General features: G+C 68.1%; 16 protein-coding genes. 2 read left to right on the forward strand and 14 right to left on the reverse strand.

Translation table 11 applies throughout. The features are described from left to right. Nucleotides 1-254 precede the first annotated feature (254 nt). The 10 genes from pilH to ACTHK2_RS12570 all read right to left on the reverse strand — a co-directional run bounded on the left by pilH (nt 255) and on the right by ACTHK2_RS12570 (nt 13,086). Nucleotides 255-623 (reverse strand): twitching motility response regulator PilH, encoded by a 369-nt coding sequence (pilH, locus tag ACTHK2_RS12525; RefSeq protein ID WP_131994591.1) that lies wholly within the window; start codon nt 621-623, stop codon nt 255-257. Nucleotides 624-685: 62 nt separating this feature from the next. Further along, nucleotides 686-1,684 (reverse strand): YhdH/YhfP family quinone oxidoreductase, encoded by a 999-nt coding sequence (locus ACTHK2_RS12530; protein ID WP_440246056.1) that lies wholly within the window; start codon nt 1,682-1,684, stop codon nt 686-688. 63 nt (nt 1,685-1,747) lie between these two features. Then, on the reverse strand, nt 1,748-2,017 hold the full coding sequence (locus ACTHK2_RS12535) for a GIY-YIG nuclease family protein (protein ID WP_440246057.1): 270 nt from the start codon (nt 2,015-2,017) through the stop codon (nt 1,748-1,750). A 73-nt stretch (nt 2,018-2,090) separates the two neighbouring features. Then, the gene (lpdA, locus tag ACTHK2_RS12540; RefSeq protein ID WP_440246058.1) at nt 2,091-3,518 is read right to left on the reverse strand and encodes a dihydrolipoyl dehydrogenase; all 1,428 of its coding nucleotides are present in this window, start codon (nt 3,516-3,518) and stop codon (nt 2,091-2,093) included. 124 nt (nt 3,519-3,642) lie between these two features. Next, nucleotides 3,643-4,863, reverse strand: a complete 1,221-nt coding sequence (odhB, locus tag ACTHK2_RS12545) for a 2-oxoglutarate dehydrogenase complex dihydrolipoyllysine-residue succinyltransferase (RefSeq protein ID WP_440246059.1) — start codon at nt 4,861-4,863, stop codon at nt 3,643-3,645. A 55-nt stretch (nt 4,864-4,918) separates the two neighbouring features. Further along, nucleotides 4,919-7,822, reverse strand: a complete 2,904-nt coding sequence (locus ACTHK2_RS12550) for a 2-oxoglutarate dehydrogenase E1 component (RefSeq protein ID WP_440246060.1) — start codon at nt 7,820-7,822, stop codon at nt 4,919-4,921. A gap of 152 nt (nt 7,823-7,974) precedes the next feature. Further along, nucleotides 7,975-8,943, reverse strand: coding sequence for a GNAT family N-acetyltransferase (locus tag ACTHK2_RS12555; RefSeq protein WP_440246061.1), 969 nt, complete (start codon nt 8,941-8,943; stop codon nt 7,975-7,977). After that, nucleotides 8,940-10,286: a JmjC domain-containing protein gene (locus ACTHK2_RS12560; RefSeq protein WP_440246062.1), complete on the reverse strand. Its 1,347-nt coding sequence runs from the start codon at nt 10,284-10,286 to the stop codon at nt 8,940-8,942. Before ACTHK2_RS12560 ends, ACTHK2_RS12555 begins: the two co-directional genes overlap by 4 nt. Nucleotides 10,287-10,393: 107 nt before the next feature. Further along, entirely contained in the window at nt 10,394-11,758 is a 1,365-nt protein-coding gene (purB, locus tag ACTHK2_RS12565) for an adenylosuccinate lyase (protein ID WP_440246063.1), read from the reverse strand. Next, nucleotides 11,755-13,086 carry a hemolysin family protein gene (locus tag ACTHK2_RS12570; RefSeq protein WP_440246064.1) on the reverse strand — a complete coding sequence of 444 codons (1,332 nt, stop codon included), beginning with the start codon at nt 13,084-13,086 and terminating at the stop codon, nt 11,755-11,757. The genes purB and ACTHK2_RS12570 overlap by 4 nt, the downstream gene beginning before the upstream one ends. 143 nt (nt 13,087-13,229) lie before the next feature. Here ACTHK2_RS12570 and ACTHK2_RS12575 point away from each other — a divergent pair, with 143 nt between their 5' ends. Continuing rightward, complete coding sequence (locus ACTHK2_RS12575; protein ID WP_440246065.1) at nt 13,230-14,624, forward strand: class II fumarate hydratase; 1,395 nt, start codon at nt 13,230-13,232, stop codon at nt 14,622-14,624. Between the two features lie 231 nt (nt 14,625-14,855). Continuing rightward, on the forward strand, nt 14,856-16,010 hold the full coding sequence (locus tag ACTHK2_RS12580) for a hypothetical protein (protein WP_440246066.1): 1,155 nt from the start codon (nt 14,856-14,858) through the stop codon (nt 16,008-16,010). Nucleotides 16,011-16,081: 71 nt separating this feature from the next. On the opposite strand, the gene ACTHK2_RS12585 is transcribed toward ACTHK2_RS12580, so the two are convergent. From ACTHK2_RS12585 to ACTHK2_RS12600, 4 genes are read right to left on the reverse strand one after another with little or no spacing between them, the layout of a single operon-like run. Then, on the reverse strand, nt 16,082-17,053 hold the full coding sequence (locus ACTHK2_RS12585; RefSeq protein ID WP_440246067.1) for a hypothetical protein: 972 nt from the start codon (nt 17,051-17,053) through the stop codon (nt 16,082-16,084). Next, a complete protein-coding gene (locus tag ACTHK2_RS12590; protein WP_440246068.1) occupies nt 17,050-17,907 on the reverse strand; it encodes an ABC transporter ATP-binding protein in 858 nt (285 codons plus the stop codon). The genes ACTHK2_RS12585 and ACTHK2_RS12590 overlap by 4 nt, the downstream gene beginning before the upstream one ends. Beyond that, nucleotides 17,904-18,272, reverse strand: coding sequence for a GntR family transcriptional regulator (locus ACTHK2_RS12595; protein WP_440246069.1), 369 nt, complete (start codon nt 18,270-18,272; stop codon nt 17,904-17,906). Before ACTHK2_RS12595 ends, ACTHK2_RS12590 begins: the two co-directional genes overlap by 4 nt. 5 nt (nt 18,273-18,277) lie before the next feature. Continuing rightward, nucleotides 18,278-18,694, reverse strand: a complete 417-nt coding sequence (locus ACTHK2_RS12600; RefSeq protein ID WP_440246070.1) for a hypothetical protein — start codon at nt 18,692-18,694, stop codon at nt 18,278-18,280. Nucleotides 18,695-18,817 lie beyond the last annotated feature (123 nt).

Genomic DNA, 18,817 nt, shown 5'->3' on the forward strand with positions numbered 1-18,817 from the left:
ACAACGCGCGCGGGCGTACCCTGAGTACGATCCACGCGCCTTTGTCTTCAGGCAGGGGGGATCTTGGCGCGCCAGCGCCGGTTCCCCCCTGCGCGCCTCGATCCTGCCTACGCACGCGTTCTTCGCGGGAGCGGGCGAAGCCGCGATGCTCTTGGACGCGGCGCGCGACCAGCCCGGCGCTCGGGTGCAAGCGCATCGCGGCTTCGGCCGCTTCCACAGGGCGTGTGCTGCGCGCCCGGAGCGGGCGCGCGGACTCAGCCGGCCGGCAGGTATTCCTTGATGACGCGCGTGAGCTCGGCGTCGTCGATCGGCTTGGTCACGTAGGCCTTCGCGCCCTGGCGCATGCCCCAGACGCGGTCGGTGTCCTGGTCCTTGGTGGTGACGAGGATGATCGGGATGTGGCTCGTCTTCGGATCCTTGGAGATCGTGCGCGTGGCCTGGAAACCGTTGAGGTTCGGCATCACGACGTCCATCAGGATCAGGTCGGGCAGCTCGCGCTTGGCGACTTCGACGCCGGCGGCGCCATCTTCGGCGGTGATGACCTGATGACCGAGCTTCTCGACGGTACGCTTCATACCAACGAGCTGGGACGGCGAATCGTCGACGATCAGTACTCTGGACATGTTGCAGTTTCCCCTGTTGAAGGGTTCATTCTAGACGCCGGCGAGTCGCCGGCAAAGACCGCTCAGGCAATCCTCACGACCGTCCGGCCGAGGGACCCGCCGGCCAGCATCGTATCGAAAACCGGGGGCAGCTCCGAGAGGGCGACCTCGCGGTTGGCAATGACGTCAAGATGCGCCGGTTTCCAGTCGCTCGCAAGGTGCTCCCAGACCTGGTCGCGGATCGCGCGCGCGGTGCCGGCGGAGGCGACGCCGAGCAGGCTCAGGCCGCGGATGATGAACGGCATGACCGTGGTCGCGAGGTCGGCGGACGCGGCGAGCCCGCAGCTCGCGATGTTGCCGTAAGGGCGGATCACGCGGGTGAGGCCCGCCAGCATGTCGCCGCCGACGTTGTCGATCGCGCCGGCCCAACGCGCGGTCTCGAGCGGACGTTGGCCCCAGTAGAGACCTTCGCGGGCGATGCACTGCCTCGCGCCGAGGCCGATCAGCCAGTCGAACTGCTCGACCTTGCCGGTGATCGCATGTGCCTCGAAGCCGGCGCGGGTGAGGATGTCGATCGCGAGCGAACCGACGCCGCCGGTCGCGCCCGTGACGACAATCGGGCCCATCTCCGGCGTCTGGCCGTTGCGCACGAGCTGGAACAGCGACAACGCCGCGGTGAACCCTGCCGTGCCGAGCGCCATCGACTCACGCAGGGTCAGCCCCTGGGGCAACGGAATCGTCCATTTCGATTCGAGGCGCGCGTATTGGCCGTAACCACCATCGCGCGTCTCCGACAGCCCGCAGCCGGTGCAGAGCACCGCATCGCCTTCCTTGAATGCAGGATCCGTCGACGCGGCGACATAGCCCGCGACGTCGATGCCGCCATTGAGCGGGAAGCGCCGCAGGATCTTGCCCTTGCCGGTGCCGGCGAGCGCGTCCTTGTAGTTGACCGACGAGTACGCGACCTTGACCAGCAGCTCGCCGGGCGAAAGGTCGTTCGTGCGCATCGTCTCGATACCGGCGCGGTAGCCGCGCTCGTCGTCGCGGATGCGGAAGGCCTCGAAAGAAGAAATCGCGCTCATGGTCATCGCTCGCTGCTTTGCTCGTCATCCCGGCGAAGGCCGGGATCCAGCCTTCCACGCCGATCAGGCAAGGAGATCGGGATAGAAATCACGCCATCGCGGTTTGATGGTTTCGATCGTCCTGGTCTTCCGTGCGCCGCTTCCATTCCTTGAGGGCTTCTCGCGCAGGATCGCCGACTCGATCGTCTCGTGCTGCTCGAACCAGACGAGATCGTGCACACGATAACGCTCCGTGAAACCCTCGACGAAATCGCTCTTGCGTTCCCATACGCGCTTGATCAGATCGGTCGTCACTCCCACTTGGAGGGCGCCATTCCAAATGCTGGCCAGCATGTAGACACGCGGTTGCTTGATGACCTCTCGAAGGGCTGGATCCCGGCTTTCGCCGGGATGACGGCAAGGAGCGTCAGTTGCCCTTGTGGATCGCCCGCTTGTCGACCGACATCGCCGCCTCGTGCACCGCTTCGGACAAGGTCGGATGCGCGTGCACGATGCGCGCGAGGTCCTCGGCGGAGCCCTTGAACTCCATCGCGACGACGCATTCGGCGATGAGTTCCGACGCGTTCGCGCCGACGATGTGGCAGCCGAGGATGCGATCGGTTTCCGCGTGCGCGATGACCTTGACGAAGCCGGCCGGCTCGTTCATCGCGACCGCGCGCCCGACCGCGGCGAACGGGAAGCTGCCCGTCTTGTACGGGATGTTCTCGGCCTTGCACTGCGCTTCGGTCTTGCCCACCCAGGCGATTTCCGGCTCGGTGTAGATCACCCATGGGATCGTGTCGAGGTTGACGTGTCCGGCCTTGCCCGCAATGAGCTCGGCGACCGCGATGCCTTCCTCGAAGCCCTTGTGCGCGAGCATCGGGCCGCGCACGCAGTCGCCGACCGCCCACACGCCTTCGACGCCGGCCCAGCAGTGCTCGTCGACGACGACGCGACCGCGCTCGTCGAGCTTGACGCCGGTGCCGTCGCCGAGCAGGCCGTCGGTATAGGCGCGGCGCCCGACCGCGACGAGCAGCTTGTCGACGACGAGTTGCTTCTCGCCATCCTTGCCCGCGTACGAGAGATGGACTTCGTTGCCCTTGACCTCGGCCTTCGACAGCTTCGCGCCGAGTTCGATCTTGAGGCCCTGCTTGGCGAATTCGCGCGCGGCCGTCTTGGCGACGTCCGCATCGGCGGCCGCAAGGAAATCCGGCAGCGCTTCGATCACGGTGACGTCCGCGCCGAGGCGCTTCCACACGCTGCCGAGTTCGAGGCCGATCACGCCCGCGCCGATCACGCCGAGGCGCTTGGGCACCGCATCGAACGCGAGCGCGCCGGCGTTGTCGACGATCGCCTTGCCGTCGAACTTCGCGAACGGCAGTTCGATCGGAGTCGAGCCGGTCGCGATGATGACGTTGGTGCCCGCGATGACCTGCTTGCCACCGTCGGGCGCGGTGATCTCGACCTGGCGGTCCTTGAGCAGCTTGCCCTTGCCGAGGAACGAGGCGATCTTGTTCTGCTTGAACAGCATCGCGACGCCGCCGGTGAACTGCTTCACGATCTTGTCCTTGCGGCCGATCATCGTCTTGACGTCGATCGCCGCACCCTTGGTCGTGATGCCGTGCACATCGAAGTGCTGGGTCAGGTTCCAGAACTGCTTGGACGAATCGAGCAACGCCTTCGACGGAATGCAGCCGACGTTGAGGCAGGTGCCGCCGAGCGCGGCCTTGCCGTCGCCACCGGTCCAGGCATCGATGCAGGCGGTCTTGAGGCCGAGCTGCGCGGCGCGGATCGCGGCGTGATAGCCGGCGGGACCCCCGCCGATGACGATGACGTCGAAATTCTGGTCGCTCATGGGGTCGTTTCGCTCATTGAGATGGGTGATTGGTGATTCGTGATTCGAAGAAGCCGAAGGGGCTTGACCGGCGTCGCCTTGGCGAATCACCAATCACGAATCACCAATCACGTGCTGTCGGGCCTTACAGGCCCAACAGCATCTTGTGCGGATTCTCGAGCTGGTTCTTGATGTCGACGAGGAACAGCACCGCGTCCTTGCCGTCGATGATGCGGTGGTCGTAGCTGATCGCGACGTACATCATCGGCGCGGCGACGACCTGGCCGTTCTCGACGATCGCGCGTTCCTTGATCGTGTGCATGCCGAGGATCGCGCTCTGCGGCGGGTTGACGATCGGCGTGGAGAACAGCGAACCGAACGTGCCGCCGTTGGTGATCGTGAACGTGCCGCCCTGCAGGTCGTCGAGCGTGAGGCCGCCTTCGCGCGCCTTCTTCGCGTAGGTCGCGATCGCCTTCTCGATCTCGGCGAAGCCCATGTTCTGTGCGTCGCGCAGCACCGGCGTGACGAGGCCCTTGTCGGTCGACACCGCGACCGAGATGTCCTGGTAACCGTGGTAGATGATGTCGCTGCCGTCCACCGAACTGTTGATGATCGGATGGCGCTTGAGCGCTTCGCACGCGGCCTTGACGAAGAAGCTCATGAAGCCGAGCTTGATGCCGTTCGCCTTCTCGAACTGCTCGCCGAGTTCCTTGCGCATCGCGCTGACCTTGGCGAGGTTGATCTCGTTGAACGAGGTCAGCATCGCGATCGAATTCTTCGACTGCATCAGGCGCTCGGCGATCTTCGAGCGCATGCGCGTCATCGCCACGCGCTCTTCCGGACGCGCGCCGGGCATCGGCTTCAAGGCGGGCGCGGACGGGGCAGGCGTCGCCGCCGGCGAACCGGAACGCATGAAGTTGACGAGGTCTTCCTTCGTCACGCGGCCGTCGCGGCCGGTGCCGGCGACCTGCGACGGGTCGAGCTTGTTCTCGGTCGCGACGCGCTGGCCGGCCGGAGAGAGATCCGCCGACTTCGCCGGAGCGGACGCGGGAGCCGCGGCCGCCTTCGGCGCTTCCGCCTTCGCAGGTTCCGCGGCCTTCGCGGCCGGGGCCGCCGCAGCAGCGGCGGCGCCTTCCTCAAGGATCGCGAGCACCTGCTGGCTGGTCACCGTCGCGCCCGTGTCGAACTTGATCTCCTTCAGCACGCCGTCCGCCGGCGCCGGGACTTCGAGCACGACCTTGTCGGTCTCGAGGTCGACCAGGTTCTCGTCGCGCTTGACCGCGTCGCCGGGCTTCTTGTGCCAGGTCGCGATCGTCGCGTCGGAGACGGACTCGGGCAGGACGGGAACTTTGACTTCGGTGGCCATGATGGGGTTGTCCTTGGAAAATTTTCTCTCGAGCCCTTCCCGCCGGGAGAGGGGTTTACTCCGCGATGGTATCGGTGCCTGCGGGCGCGACGAGCGCCTGTTCCAGCAACGCAGCCTGCTCGGCGACGTGCGTGGACAAGTGCCCCGCGGCCGGTGCGGGCGAACGCGCGCGGCCTGCGTACAGCAGGTTCTGCTTGGGTCCGACGACCTTGTTGAGGTGATGCTGGATCTGGTACCACGCGCCCTGGTTCATCGGCTCCTCCTGGCACCAGACCACGTCCTGCGCGGCCGGGTATTTGGCGAGCTCCGCGGCGACTTCGGTGCGCGGGAACGGATAGAGCTGCTCGACGCGCACGATCGCGACGTCGTCGATCTTGCGCTTGGCCGCGTCCTCGACGAGGTCGTAGTAGACCTTGCCCGAGCACAGCACGACGCGGCGCACCTTCGCGCCCTTCTTCGCGGTCGTGTCGCCGATCGCGAGCTGGAAGCCGCCGTTGGCGAGTTCGTCGAGCGAGGACACCGCGAGCTTGTGGCGCAGCAGCGACTTCGGCGTCATCACGATCAGCGGCTTGCGGCAGTCGCGCAGCATTTGCCGGCGCAGCAGGTGGAACATCTGCGCGGGCGTGGTCGGCACGCACACCTGCATGTTGTCGAGTGCGCACAGCTGCAGGTAGCGCTCGAGGCGCGCGGACGAATGCTCAGGGCCCTGGCCCTCGTAGCCGTGCGGCAGCAGCAGCACGAGTGCGGACAGGCGGTCCCATTTCGCTTCGCCGGACGAGATGAACTGGTCGACGACGACCTGGGCGCCGTTGGCGAAGTCGCCGAACTGCGCTTCCCACAGCACGAGCGTGTTCGGCTGCGCGGTCGAGTAGCCGTACTCGTACGCCATCACCGCTTCCTCGCTGAGCAGCGAATCGATGATGGTGACGTCGGCGTCATCGCGCACGCGCGAGAGCGGCACGTACTCGCCACCGCTGCCCTGGTCGTGCAGTACCGCATGCCGATGGAAGAACGTGCCGCGCCCCGAATCCTGGCCGACCAGGCGCAGGTCGCAGCCGTCGGCGATCAGCGAGGCATAGGCGAGGTTCTCGGCGAAGCCCCAGTCCATCGGCTGCTCGCCCGCGGCCATCTTGAGGCGGTCGTCGTAGATCTTCGCGACGCGCGGCTGCAGGGTGAGTCCCTGCGGCAGGGTCAGGATCGTGCGGTTGAGCGCGGCGAGCGCGTCCTTGGCGACGCCGGTCTTGACCGCCTGCGAGAGCCTGGCGCCGACGTGCGGGCGCCAGTCGATCGCGAATTCGTCCTTGAACGCGGGATCGAGCTCGGCGATCGGCGTGCCGGCCTCGAGCTTGGCGCGGTACGCGTCGACGAGCTGCTGCGCATCACCCTCGGCGATCACGCCCTCGGCGATCAGTTTCTGCGCGTACAGCTCGCGAGCGGTCTTGCGCGCGCGGATGAGCTGGTACATGAGCGGCTGCGTCGCGGCAGGCTCGTCCGCCTCGTTGTGGCCATGGCGGCGATAGCAGACGAGGTCGATGACGACGTCGCGCTTGAACTTCTGGCGGTAGTCGAACGCGAGGCGCGCGACGAACAACACGGCTTCCGGGTCGTCGCCGTTGACGTGGAACACCGGCGCATTGACCATCTTCGCGACGTCGGTGCAGTACAGCGTCGAGCGTGCGTCGTGCGGGTTGGACGTCGTGAAGCCGACCTGGTTGTTGACCACGACGTGGATCGAGCCGCCGACCGCGAAGCCGCGCGCCTGCGACATGTTGAGCAGCTCCATGTTGACGCCCTGGCCCGCGAAGGCGGCGTCGCCGTGGATGAGCACCGGCACGACGTGCTCGCGCGCCGTGTCGCGGCGATGCGTCTGGCGCGCGCGGACCGAGCCGCACACGACCGGATTGACGATCTCGAGGTGCGAGGGATTGAACGCGAGCGCGAGATGCACGGTGCGGCCCGGCGTCTTCACGTCCGCGCTGAAGCCCATGTGGTACTTCACGTCGCCGGAATGGGCCGGGTCGTCCGGATGGTCGAACTTGCCGTCGAACTCGGCGAAGAGCTTCTGCGGCGACTTGCCGAGCACGTTGACGAGCACGTTGAGGCGGCCGCGATGGGCCATGCCGATGACCATGTCCTTCATGCCGTCGGCGCCGCCGCGGCGGATCAGCTCGTCGAGCAGCGGGATCAGGCTGTCGCCGCCTTCGAGCGAAAAGCGCTTCTGGCCGACGTACTTGGTGTGCAGGTAGCGCTCGAGGCCGTCGGCCTGGACGAGCTTTTCGAGCACGCGCTTCTTGTCGTCGGCACCGAGGCCGTAGTCGCCCGCCGCGCGTTCGAGCTGCTCGTGCACCCACTGGCGCTGCTCGACGTCGGAGATGTGCATGAACTCGGCGCCGATGCTGCCGGCGTAGGTCGCCTTGAGGCGCGCGACGAGGTCGCGCAGCGTGAGGCGCTGCGGGCCGGCGAGCGAGCCGGTACTGAATTCGCTGTCGAGATCGCCGGCGCCGAGGCCGTGGAAGCCCGGTTCCAGATCCGGGGCGGACGGGCGCGGCAGCAGGCCGATCGCCTCGAGGTCGGAGCCCGGGAACGCATGTTCCATGTCGAGCGGATCGCGCCGCGCGGCGCGATGGCCACGCGAACGATAGGCGGTGACGAGCTTGAGCACGCCCGCCTGCTTCTGCGACGGCGCGTCACCGGCGGCGACGGCGGCCAGCGGTGCGGCCGCGCGCGGGCCGAGCTTCTGCGCCGCTTCGATGCGAGCGATCGCGGCGGAGTGAGGCACGTCGCCGGCTTCGCGGCCCTTGAGCGACGCGAAATACGTCTGCCAGCCCGTGCCGACACTGGAAGGATCGGCCAGCCATGACTCGTAGAGGTCGTCGACGAATGCGGCATTGCCGCCGGAAATCGGCGAAGTCGCCTGGAATTGCTGGAGTAGGCTGGGCTGGGAAGGATTTGCGCTCACGCTGCCACCATGCAGACGAAAAAGCGCGCGGTTGCGCGCCTCGGGGTGTGCTCGCCGCGGCCGTTGCTCGGCCGGCCGGCACAACGTCGGAAGTATAGCCCGTTCAGGCGGGTTTGTTGCAGATGCACACGTGCCCAAGTGGGGCTTTGCGTTCAGATCGCAAGCACGCGCAAGTCCTCGCTCGGCACCGAGCGCTCCCAGATCTGGTCGAACAGCGCGACGAGCTGCGCGTGCCGTCCCGGTGCATAGGTCGAGCCTTCGCCTTCGAGCCGGTTGCCGAGCGGCCGGAACAGGTAACCGCGGCGGTCGTTCAGCAGGAAGGCGGCCGGATACTGCAGGTCCTGCTCCTCCACCGGCGTGCGGATTGCGATCGCGCTCGGCAGGCGCTGCGCCAGCGCGACCAGCCGATGGCCATCGGCGATCGCCTTGCGCGGATCCTGCACGAGGATGCGGATCTGCGCATGGCGTCCCGACAGCGCGACCCGCTTGATCGCATCGAGCGATGCGGCGACGTCGAACAGCGCGGCGTCGAGGTCGCGCGTGTAGATCGCGAGCTCGTACTTCGCGTCGGCGAGGAGTTCGCCGACCGCCGCGAGCGCCTGTTCGCGGTCCTCGACCACGAGCGTGCGTGCCGCCGGAACCGGCGGCAGCGGCGGTGGCTCGCGCGCCGCGTTCGGCGCGAGATCCAGTCGCATCGTCTGGTGCGGGATGCCGCACTCGACGAACGGCTCGCCCTCGCTGCGGAAGCCGAGCGCGGCGTAGAACGGGATCGCATGTGCCTGGCTGTGCAGTTCGACCGCGGGGTAGCCGAGCGCGCGCGCCTGTTCGAGCAGGACGCGCATGATCGCCTGGCCGACGCCGCGCCCGCGCCACCCGACGAGCACCGCGACGCGGCCGATCGCCTGCGTGGGCGCGAGGCGCCCGGTGCCGATCGCGCGACCATCCGCGTCGCGCGCGAGTACGTGGCGCGACTTCGGATCCAGCTCGTCGATCTCGTCCTCGCGCGGCACCGCCTGTTCGACTACGAACACCTGTTCGCGCACGCTGCGAAGGTCCTCGAAGTCGGCGTCCCAGGATGCGGGCTCCACGCGGAAGTCGTCGCGGATCGTCGGGGTGTTCATGGGCGGCCTCCACCGCGTCGCTCGCGCGCGAGTGCGAAATGGCCGGCGTCGACGAGGGTGCGCAGCAGCGCGCGGTCGCGCGCGTCGGTCACGTCGGCCAGTGACGGCGAGCGGTCGCCGCCGAGCGCGCGGGCGAGCGCGAGCGAACACGGGTAGGCCTCGCCGGCGACGAACAGGTGCGCGCGGCGGCCTTCGCGCATCCACGCGCAACGCGACCACGGGTTGCGCTGCACGCGCGCGCCCTCGGCGATCGCGCGCGCGAACGCCGCATCGCCGAGCCGCCGTGGCGGTGGCGCAGCGAGCTGCGCGGCACGATAGCGCGTGATGAACTTGCCGAACCACGTACGAAGCGACGACGCGCCAACGCTGCCCGAACAGCCGCCAGTCTCTCGATCGGGCCCTGGCGTCGCGTCCTTCGATGCGGAAATGCGCTTGCGCTCCGGCTCCGCCGCCGGGCCGGGAACGACGCCTTGGTCGATCCGCAACCATGGCATCGCCCGCGCCACGCGCGCGATCGCCGCATCGTCGATCTCGCCGTCGCCGTTCGCCGGCGCGAGATCGGCGTCGGCGTAGCGTGCTTCTTCGGGCAGGGTCTCGATCAGGTGGTCGACGAAGTCGCCGATGAGGTCGGCCTGCGAGGGCGCGCGCATGCCGATCGAGTAGGTCATGCAGGCGCCGAGCGCGACGCCGTGGTGCGGCATGCCGGGCGGCAGGTAGAGCATGTCGCCGGGTTCGAGCACCCACTCGTGGGTCGGCGCGAATTCGGCGAGCAGCTTGAGTTCGACGTCATCGCGGAACGCGCTCGGCGCGGCCGGGTCCGTGCTGATCTCCCAGCGGCGGCGGCCAAGCCCCTGCAGCAGGAACACGTCGTACTGGTCGACGTGCGCGCCTACCGAGCCGCCGTCCTCGGCGTAGCTGATCATCACGTCGTCGATGCGCCAGCGGGGCAGGAATGCGAAGGCGTCGAGCAGGGCCGCGACGTCGGCGTCCCACTTGTCGACGTCCTGCACGAGCAGGGTCCAGTGCGTCTTCGGCAGCATGGCGAAATCGGTTTCGGCGAACGGACCCGTGCGCAATTCCCAGCGGCTGCGGGCTGCCGCGTCGGCGCTGCCGGCCCGGGTCGCCCGTCTGTTTTCGGCCCTCGCCGGTGTCTCGACGACGATGCGCGAGAGCGCGAGCTCTTCGCAGGCGAGGCCCGCGAGATCATCAGGCGCGACCGGGCTGGTGAAACCGGGGAACGCGCCCCGCACGAGCAGCGGCCGCTTCTGCCAGTAGTCGCGCAGGAACGTCGCCGGCGACATGCCGAGCGGCTGGTTCGAGCGGGCCTGGACTTCGATCTTCATCGTGCCGCTCCGCCGTTGAGGGCGACCCGCGCGCGGCCGGCGCGCACACACCGGGGCATCGCGTCGGCGCGCGCGGACGAAGCGATGGAGCGCGCACCGAACATCGATCAGATCCCGCGTGCGAGCTCGGGCGCCAGCCCGACGTAGCCGGAGGGCACGAGCGCGAGCAGGCGCTGCTTCGCATCGGCAGGCAGGTCCAGTCGCGCGACGAAGTCGCGCAGCGCATCGCGCGTGATGCCCTGGCCGCGCGTGAGTGCCTTGAGCTGCTCGTACGGCTCGGGCAGGCCGTGGCGGCGCATCACGGTCTGCACCGCCTCGGCGAGGACTTCCCAGCTCGCGTCGAGGTCGGCGGCTAGCCGTTCCGGCGCCGCATTGAGCTTGCCGAGGCCGCGCTGCAGCGCGTCGAGGGCGATCAGCGTGTGACCGAACGCGGTGCCGAGCGCGCGCAACACGGTGGAGTCGGTGAGATCGCGCTGCCAGCGGCTGATTGGCAGCTTCGCGCTGAAATGCTCGAACAGCGCGTTCGCGAGGCCGAAGTTGCCTTCCGCGTTCTCGAAGTCGATCGGGTTGACTTTGTGCGGCATCGTCGACGAGCCGACTTCGCCGGCCTTGAGCTGCTGGCGGAAGTAGCCGAGCGAGATGTAGCCCCAGGCGTCCCGCGCGAAATCGATCAGTACCGTGTTCGCGCGGCGCACCGCGTCGCCGATCTCGGCCACGCAGTCGTGCGGTTCGATCTGCGTGGTGTGGGGATTGAACACGAGGCCGAGCGATTCGACGAAGCGGCGCGCGAACGCCGGCCAGTCGACTTCGGGGTAGGCGACCACGTGCGCGTTGTAGTTGCCGACCGCGCCGTTGATCTTGCCGGTCAGTTCCACCGCGGCGATCTGCCGGCGCTGACGCTCGAGGCGTGCGAGCACGTTGGCGATTTCCTTGCCGAGCGTGGTCGGCGACGCGGTCTGGCCGTGGGTGCGCGACAGCATCGGCAGCGCGGCGTGTTCGTGCGCGAGCGCGCGCAGCTTCGCGGCGGTCGCGTCGAACGCGGGCAGCAGCACGCCGTCGCGCGCATCGCGCAGCATCAGCGCATAGGCGAGGTTGTTGATGTCCTCGCTGGTGCAGGCGAAGTGGATGAACTCCTTCACCGCGGCGAGTTCGGCGTGGCCGGCGACCTTCTCCTTGATGAAGTATTCGACCGCCTTGACGTCGTGGTTGGTGGTGCGCTCGATCTCCTTGATGCGATCGCCGTCGGTTTCCGAGAACGCATCGCCGATCGCGAGCAGCGCCGCGCGCGCGGCGGTCGACAGCGCCGGCACTTCGCCGATCTTCGGCTCGTCGGCGAGCGCGAGCAGCCAGCGCAGCTCGACCAGCACGCGCCGGTGCATGAGGCCGAACTCGCTGAAGATCGGCCGCAGCGCGACGGTCTTGCCGGCATAGCGTCCGTCCAGCGGCGACAGGGCGGTCAGGGTCGGGCTCATTGCGTTTCCTTGCGGTCGTTCGTGTCGGCAAGCCGGGGCTTGACGAGGATGGTCTTGGCGCGGGCGCCCTGCATCGTGCGCACGGTGAGCTCGAAGCCGTCGAAGGCGAGCGTCTCGCCCTCGTGCGGCAGGCGTTCGAGGCGATGGATGATAAGGCCGCCGACCGAATTGACGTCGGCGGGGGCGTCGATGTCGCGTTCCAGCAGGCGCTCGAGCCGATAGATCGGCGTGCCGCCGGAAATCGTGAATTCGGTGCCTTTCGGCCGCGGCGCGAGGCTGCCGCCGCTGCGCGCGTGCTCGTCCTCGATGTCGCCGACGAGCACTTCGAGGATGTCCTCGAGGGTGAAGAAGCCGGCGACCCGGCCCGATTCCTCGACGCCGAGCGCGAGGTGCGTGTCGCCGGTGCGGAAGCGCTTGAGCACGTCGAGAACGGGCGCATGCAGCGGCAGCAGGATCGGTGGCCGCAGCAGGCCGACGAGGTCGGTGGCGTCGCCGTGCTCGGCCATCGCGCGCAAGAGGTCCTTCATGTGCAGCACGCCGCGCACGCGGTCGCCGTCGGCCTCGAACCAGGGATAGCGGCTGTAGCGGCTGCGGCGGAATTCGGCCAGTACCGCGTCGCGATCCATGCCGTCGCGGAAGGATGCGAGTTGGTCGCGCGTGCGCAGCACGTCGCCGACGACGAGCTCGGGCAGGTCCAGCGCGTTCTGCATCATCGAGTACTCCTCGCCGGCCCGGCTCGCATGCTTGGCGTGCACGATGAGGCGCAGTTCCTCGCGCGAGTAGTGGTGTTCGTCGTCGCCGTGGCCGGCGGCGCCGAGGCCGAACAGGGCGAGCATGCCGTTCGCGCTGGCGTTGAGCAGGCGGATCGCCGGGTACATGAGCCAGTAGAACGCGTACAGCGGCGCCGCGGTGAACAGCGAGTAGCGTTCCGGGCGACGGATCGCCATCGACTTCGGCGCGAGTTCGCCGAGCACGATGTGGAGGTAGGAGATCAGCGTGAACGCGATCACCAGGGCGACGACCTGAGTCGTCTCGGGGCCGATCCCGAGGCGCGCGAACAGCGGTTCGAGCAGGCGCGCGAACGCCGGCTCGCCGATCCAGCCGAGGCCGAGCGAGGCGAGCGTGATGCCGAGCTGGCAGGCGGACAGATAGGCGTCCAGATGGCCGTGCACGTCGGCGAGCAGGCGGCCGCGCCAGCCATGGCTGTCGGCGAGGGTCGCGGCCTGGGTCTGGCGCAGCTTGACGAGGGCGAACTCGGCGGCGACGAAGAAGCCGTTGAGCAGCACCAGCAGCAGCGCCGCGCCGACGTAGAGCAGGTTCTGCAGCATGTGCCGGTCGGGGGGAACGGCCCACGATTGTAGCATCCGGGCGCGCGGCGGCCGATCCGACCATCGTCGCCGTGACGGCCGTCCGGCGGGGGCGGCGGCGACCGGCTATAATCGGGAATTCCATTTCCGCAGCAGAATCCTCGATGAGCCAGTACCGGATCGAACGCGACAGCATGGGCGAATTGAAGGTGCCCGCCGATGCGCTGTATGGCGCGCAGACGCAGCGCGCCGTCGACAATTTCCCGATCTCGGGCCTGACCATGCCGCGCGAGTTCATCCGCGCGCTCGGCCTGATCAAGTCGGCCGCGGCGCAGGCTAATGCCGACCTCGGCCACCTCGGGAAGACCAGTGCGAAGGCGATCCGCAAGGCGGCCGCGCGCGTCGCGGCGGGCGAGTTCGACGCGCAGTTCCCGATCGACGTGTTCCAGACCGGCTCGGGCACCTCGTCGAACATGAATGCCAACGAGGTCATCGCGCACCTGTGCGCGGCCGCGGGTACCAAGGTCCACCCGAACGACGACGTCAACAACGGCCAGTCGTCCAACGACGTGATCCCGACCGCCATCCAGGTCAGCGCCGCGCTCACGGTCAGCGAGAAGCTGCTGCCCGCGCTCGCGCACCTCAAGAAGGCGATCGACCTGCGCGCGAAGGAACTGCGCAAGGTCGCCAAGACCGGCCGCACCCATCTCATGGATGCGATGCCGGTCACGTTCGGCCAGGAACTCGGTGGCTGGTCCGCGCAGATCCGCTCGGGCATCGAACGCCTGCAGGATGCGCTCAAACGCATCCGCAAGCTGCCGCAGGGCGGCACCGCCGTCGGTACCGGCATCAATGCCGACGCCGAGCTCGGTCCGCGCGTCGCGGCGGAACTGACCCGGCTCACCGGCGTGAAGTTCGAGTCGGCCGACAATTATTTCGAAGGCATCGGCTCGCAGGATGCCGCGGTCGAGCTGTCAGGGCAGATGAAGACGCTCGCCTGCACGCTCATGAAGATCTCCAACGACCTGCGCTGGATGAATTCCGGCCCGCTCGCCGGCCTCGGCGAAATCGAACTGCCGGCGTTGCAGCCGGGTTCGTCGATCATGCCGGGCAAGGTCAATCCGGTGATTCCGGAAGCGATGGCGATGGTCTGCGCGCAGGTGATCGGCAACGACACGACCATCACGATCGCCGGGCAGAGCGGCAACTTCCAGCTCAACGTGATGCTGCCGGTCGTCGCGCTCAACCTGCTGCAGTCGGTGGATCTGCTCGCCAACGCATCGCGCCTGCTCGCCGACAAGGCGATCGCGGGTTTCAAGGTGCGCGAGGACAAGATCAAGGAAGCGCTCGACAAGAACCCGATCCTGGTCACCGCCCTCAACGCGGTGATCGGTTACGACAAGGGCGCGGCGACGGCGAAGCAGGCCTACAAGGAGGGCCGGCCGATCCTGGACGTCGCGCTCGAAACCACCGGACTGCCGCGCAGGAAGCTCGAGGAGCTGCTCGACCCGGCCGCACTGGCCAAGGGCGGCATCCACGGCGGCTCCGCCGGCGGCTGAAAGGACAAGAAAGGTAAAGGTGGGGTGCGGCCGTGGCGAACGGCACATGCCGTTGCGACGAACCGCTCAGCAGACTGCGTCGTTTGACGGGAAGCACTGGCCGCGAAGGACTGCGTCGTGGCGATCGGCTGCAGGGGTGTACCGGCTTCGCCATGGCGTGGACGCGGACATCCGAGTCGAGCCAGGGCCCCTCCGGATTTCCCAAGACGAGTACCGATTGGAGTTTTTGACATGTTGAAAAGACTGATCCTCGCCTCGGCACTGGCGGCCGCCGGCAGCGCATATGCGCAGGAGAACACCGACATCAGCGGCGCGAACTTCCAGAGTGGCAAGGCGGACGGCACGCTCGCCGCGCTCGGCAAGCAGGCGGCCGCGTCCGGCAGCCGGCTGGTGATCACCGCGCCGGCCGAGTGGCATTCGAAGATCGCGGCCAAGGTCAAGGCCGGCGGCAATGCCGACGTCGTGATGCGCGAAGGCTTCTACGAGAACGTGCTCGTGCGCGTGGAGAGCAAGGCCGCTGCGGCCGCCGCCGCGGCGGCACCGAAGGTCGCCGACGCGAGCAAGGCCGACGCGGAGAAGGCCAAGGCCGAAGCGGCGAAGGCGAAGGCCGAAGCCGAGCGCGTGAAGGCCGAGGCCGAGAAGGCGAAGGCCGAAGCGGAGCTCGCCAAGAGCCGCGCCGAAGCCGAAAAGGCTCGCGCCGAGGCGGAAGCCGCGAAGGCGCGTGCCGATGCCGAGGCCGCCGCCGCCCGTGCGGCGACGCCGGCGCCGGCTGCTGCCGCTCCTGCGCCCGTCGCCGCCGCGGCGAAGCCCGCGTCGACGAACGACGCCGACGCGATCCGGGCGCGCTTCGAGAAGACGCTCAACGACGGTCGCACCGCGGACGGCAACCTCGGCGTTGCCGCCCTGCAGTCGGGCGACACGCTCTACGTCGACGGTCCGGTGCGGGCGGTCACGCGTCGCGAAGGCCGCCGCCTCGCGCTGTACTGGCTCGACGGTGACATCGACGTGCGCCGTTCCGAACTCAAGCCGCTCGCGGCCGATCGCTACCAGGTGCTCTCGTCGGTGCGCGGCGAAGGTGTGCTGCGCAAGGAATTCGCGACCGGCGCGACCTCGCTGACCGCGCGTGAACCGGCCGAAGGCGCGCCTGCGCGCACGTCGCTGGAGAAGAGCCTCAACGACGGCCATCCGATCAGCGAAACGATCGAGCCGGCCAAGCTCAAGAGCGGCGACGTGATCTACGTGAGTGGCGATGCCGCTGCCGTCGTGCGCCGCATGGGCCGAGACATCGTGCGATTCTGGCTGGTCGGCACGCTCGACCTGCAACAGGCGGGCCTGCAGGCCGACGGCACCAACAAGTACAAGGTGCTCAACGACACGCTGCGCTGATCGCATCGCGGATCGCCGGAAAAAAAGGGCCGCGAAAGCGGCCCTTCTTCGTTGCCGGCCGGGTCGGCGCGTCAGGCGTTCACCTCGATGCGCCGGCCGCGCACCCACACCGCTGCGGCGAGCAGGACGAGGCCGCCGGCGACGCCGATCCACAGGTTCGCCGAGGTGATCACGGCGAGCAAGCGTTCCGGTGCGAGCAGGCCGCCGCTGTCGACGCCGGGGTGGGGCATCCATTCGCGGATCCCTTCGGCGCCCTCGAGGCTCATCCAGCCGCCCGGTGCGACGCTGAGCAGGAGGCGTCCGAGGATCTTCGCGACGTCGAGCACGCCGCCGAAGTGCGGGCCGCCGAGCACGCCGATCCACCAGTTCGCGAACACGACGAGGATCGGCAGCATGACGGCCCACAGGAACGGCTTGCTGCGCGCCCAGGCGGACCAGAACATCAGCCAGCCGATCGCCGGCAGTGCCCACAACGCGTCGACGGGGATCGTGAGGAGCATGCGCCAGGCCGTGCGGATCGGATGCGACGCGGCGATCGCCGGCAGCACGTTGAGCCCGTGCAGCGACAGCCAGGTGCCGACGATGACGAGGAATGCGACGTAGGCGATCGTGGACACCGCCAGCGCGATCAGCGGCGCGACGAACATCGCCGTCAACGCCTTCGACGCGACCGTCGCGAGGTCGGACACCGGCAGCGACTTCCAGAACAGCACGCTGCGGTCGCGGCGATCGTCGTAGAGCGTGCCGAGCAGGTAGAAGAACAGCACGAAGAAGAGGGCAATGCACGGCAGCGCGCCGAACATGAACTGCACGACGTCGAGGCCGTAGCCCGCGTCCGTCCAGTCTTTCGCGTCGATGTTCTGGCGCAGCATGTCGAGCGAAAAACCGACCTGCACGTGCGCGCGGCTGCGGAAGATCTCCGCGGTGATGAGGCCGAGCACGGTGAGGAGCAGGGTGATGCCGGTGACCCACACCGGCGTCCACAGGAAGCCGCCGCGATGTTCCCAGTATTCGCGCTTGACCAGTAGGGGAAGGGTCTTCATGCGTAGGTTCCTTTCATCGTCGCGACGAACAGGTCGGCGACGCTTGGCTTGTGCAATTCACCGAGTCCGGCAAGGCGCGCGCGGTCGATGCCGTCGAACAGGAAGATCGACTTGCCGAATATCTGCCGTTCGTTGAGCGGCTTGAGCGCCCGCGCCGCATCGGCCTTGTCCGGGTTGACCATCACCTCGGCGTAGCGGTCGCCCACTTCGTCCATCGTCGCGGCGAGGACGACCTTGCCGTCGCGGATGAACATGAGGTCGGTCAGGATGTGCTCGATCTCCTCGACCTGGTGCGTCGTCACGATGATCGTCTTCTGCTCGTCGAAGTAATCCGACAGGAGACTCTCGTAGAACGCCTTGCGGTAGAGGATGTCGAGGCCGAGGGTCGGCTCGTCGAGCACGAGCAGTTTCGCGTCGATCGCCATCACGAGCGCGAGGTGCAGCTGCACGATCATGCCCTTGGACAGTTCGCGCACGCGCATGTCCTGGCCGATCTTCGTGCGCGATAGGAAGGCGAGGCACTTCTCGCGCGAGAAGCGCGGGTGCACGCCGCCGACGAACTCGATCGCCTCGCGCACGCGCAACCAGCGCGGCAGGACCGCGACGTCGGCGATGAAGCAGACCTGTTCCATCAGTTGCGTGCGCTGGGTGTGCGGGTCGAGGCCGAGCACCTTGAGCTCGCCCTCGTAGTCGGTCAGGCCGAGGATCGCCTTCAGCGCCGTGGTCTTGCCCGCGCCGTTCGGTCCGATCAGGCCGACGATGCGGCCTGCCTCGATCTCGAAGTCGACCGCATCGAGCGCCTTGGTCGCGCCGTAGCGCTTGCTCAACCGGCGGGCATGGATGATCGCGCTCATCGGCTCTCCTCCCTGCCCACCGCCGCCATCAGTTCCTTGAGGCTCAGGCCAAGACGGTCCAGGCGCGCCGACAAGGTGGGCCATTCCTCGCGCAGGAAGCGTTCGTGCTCGGATTTCAGCAGCGCGTCGCGCGCGCCGTCGGTCACGTACATGCCAAGTCCCCTCCGCTTTTCCACCAGATTCTCATCGACCAGTTCCTGGTAGGCCTTGGACACGGTGATCGGATTGATCTGGAAATCACCGGCGACCTGGCGTACCGAGGGCAACGGATCCCCCTGCTTGAGGACGCCGTCGAGGATCATCGCCACCACGCGGTCGCGCAGCTGGCGGTAGATCGGCGTCGAATCGTTCCACGCGATGCTCATCAGCGTCATTCCTCGGTGCCGTGGCGCAGGGGCTTGCCGAAGGAATAGTAGGGCATGCCGAATCCCGCCCCGGCCGAGCCGGCGGAGGCGAATGAAGTCACCGCGTGCACCGGCTGGAAGCCGGGACGCGCGGTGCGGTCGGGGCCGCCCGACGCGGCGTCGCCCGCGCGCACGGTGACCGTCGCGAGCGTGGGGATCTCCGGTTCCGCGCGCACGACGACGGTAGGCAGCATCACCGGCTCGTCGGCCGCTTGCGCGGCAGCCGTGGCGACCGGCTCGTCAGCCGCAAGACCCTTCGACAGGAAGGCCATCGACGCGCCCGTCAGGGACAGCGCGAAGGCCAGGGCCAGCAGATGGACGCCACGACGCGGCAACAGCGCGCGGGCCAGATCCATCGACAGGGGGGTGGGGTGGTTCCTCATGACAGCCTCCGTGAGGCGCTCGATGAACTAGTGTTGTAGTTAACTATAACACCAAAAAGCCCAAGGTCAAGCGCCCGGACCCATGACCGATGGGGGATAGGGTGCGTAGCAGGCTGTTGAAAA

It is taken from the genome of Dokdonella sp. (assembly GCF_051958935.1).
In the GTDB taxonomy this organism is placed as follows: domain Bacteria; phylum Pseudomonadota; class Gammaproteobacteria; order Xanthomonadales; family Rhodanobacteraceae; genus Dokdonella_A.

Bases quoted from the DNA above. Each gene is read 5' to 3' on its own strand.
- odhB (WP_440246059.1), bottom strand. From the start codon at position 4,863: ATGGCCACCGAAGTCAAAGTTCCCGTCCTGCCCGAGTCCGTCTCCGAC.
- ACTHK2_RS12560 (WP_440246062.1), bottom strand. From the start codon at position 10,286: ATGAAGATCGAAGTCCAGGCCCGCTCGAACCAGCCGCTCGGCATGTCG.
- pilH (WP_131994591.1), bottom strand. From the start codon at position 623: ATGTCCAGAGTACTGATCGTCGACGATTCGCCGTCCCAGCTCGTTGGT.
- ACTHK2_RS12600 (WP_440246070.1), bottom strand. From the start codon at position 18,694: ATGAGGAACCACCCCACCCCCCTGTCGATGGATCTGGCCCGCGCGCTG.
- ACTHK2_RS12595 (WP_440246069.1), bottom strand. From the start codon at position 18,272: ATGAGCATCGCGTGGAACGATTCGACGCCGATCTACCGCCAGCTGCGC.
- ACTHK2_RS12585 (WP_440246067.1), bottom strand. From the start codon at position 17,053: ATGAAGACCCTTCCCCTACTGGTCAAGCGCGAATACTGGGAACATCGC.
- ACTHK2_RS12580 (WP_440246066.1), top strand. From the start codon at position 14,856: ATGTTGAAAAGACTGATCCTCGCCTCGGCACTGGCGGCCGCCGGCAGC.
- purB (WP_440246063.1), bottom strand. From the start codon at position 11,758: ATGAGCCCGACCCTGACCGCCCTGTCGCCGCTGGACGGACGCTATGCC.
- lpdA (WP_440246058.1), bottom strand. From the start codon at position 3,518: ATGAGCGACCAGAATTTCGACGTCATCGTCATCGGCGGGGGTCCCGCC.
- ACTHK2_RS12555 (WP_440246061.1), bottom strand. From the start codon at position 8,943: ATGAACACCCCGACGATCCGCGACGACTTCCGCGTGGAGCCCGCATCC.
- ACTHK2_RS12535 (WP_440246057.1), bottom strand. From the start codon at position 2,017: ATGCTGGCCAGCATTTGGAATGGCGCCCTCCAAGTGGGAGTGACGACC.
- ACTHK2_RS12575 (WP_440246065.1), top strand. From the start codon at position 13,230: ATGAGCCAGTACCGGATCGAACGCGACAGCATGGGCGAATTGAAGGTG.
- ACTHK2_RS12590 (WP_440246068.1), bottom strand. From the start codon at position 17,907: ATGAGCGCGATCATCCATGCCCGCCGGTTGAGCAAGCGCTACGGCGCG.
- ACTHK2_RS12570 (WP_440246064.1), bottom strand. From the start codon at position 13,086: ATGCTGCAGAACCTGCTCTACGTCGGCGCGGCGCTGCTGCTGGTGCTG.
- ACTHK2_RS12530 (WP_440246056.1), bottom strand. From the start codon at position 1,684: ATGAGCGCGATTTCTTCTTTCGAGGCCTTCCGCATCCGCGACGACGAG.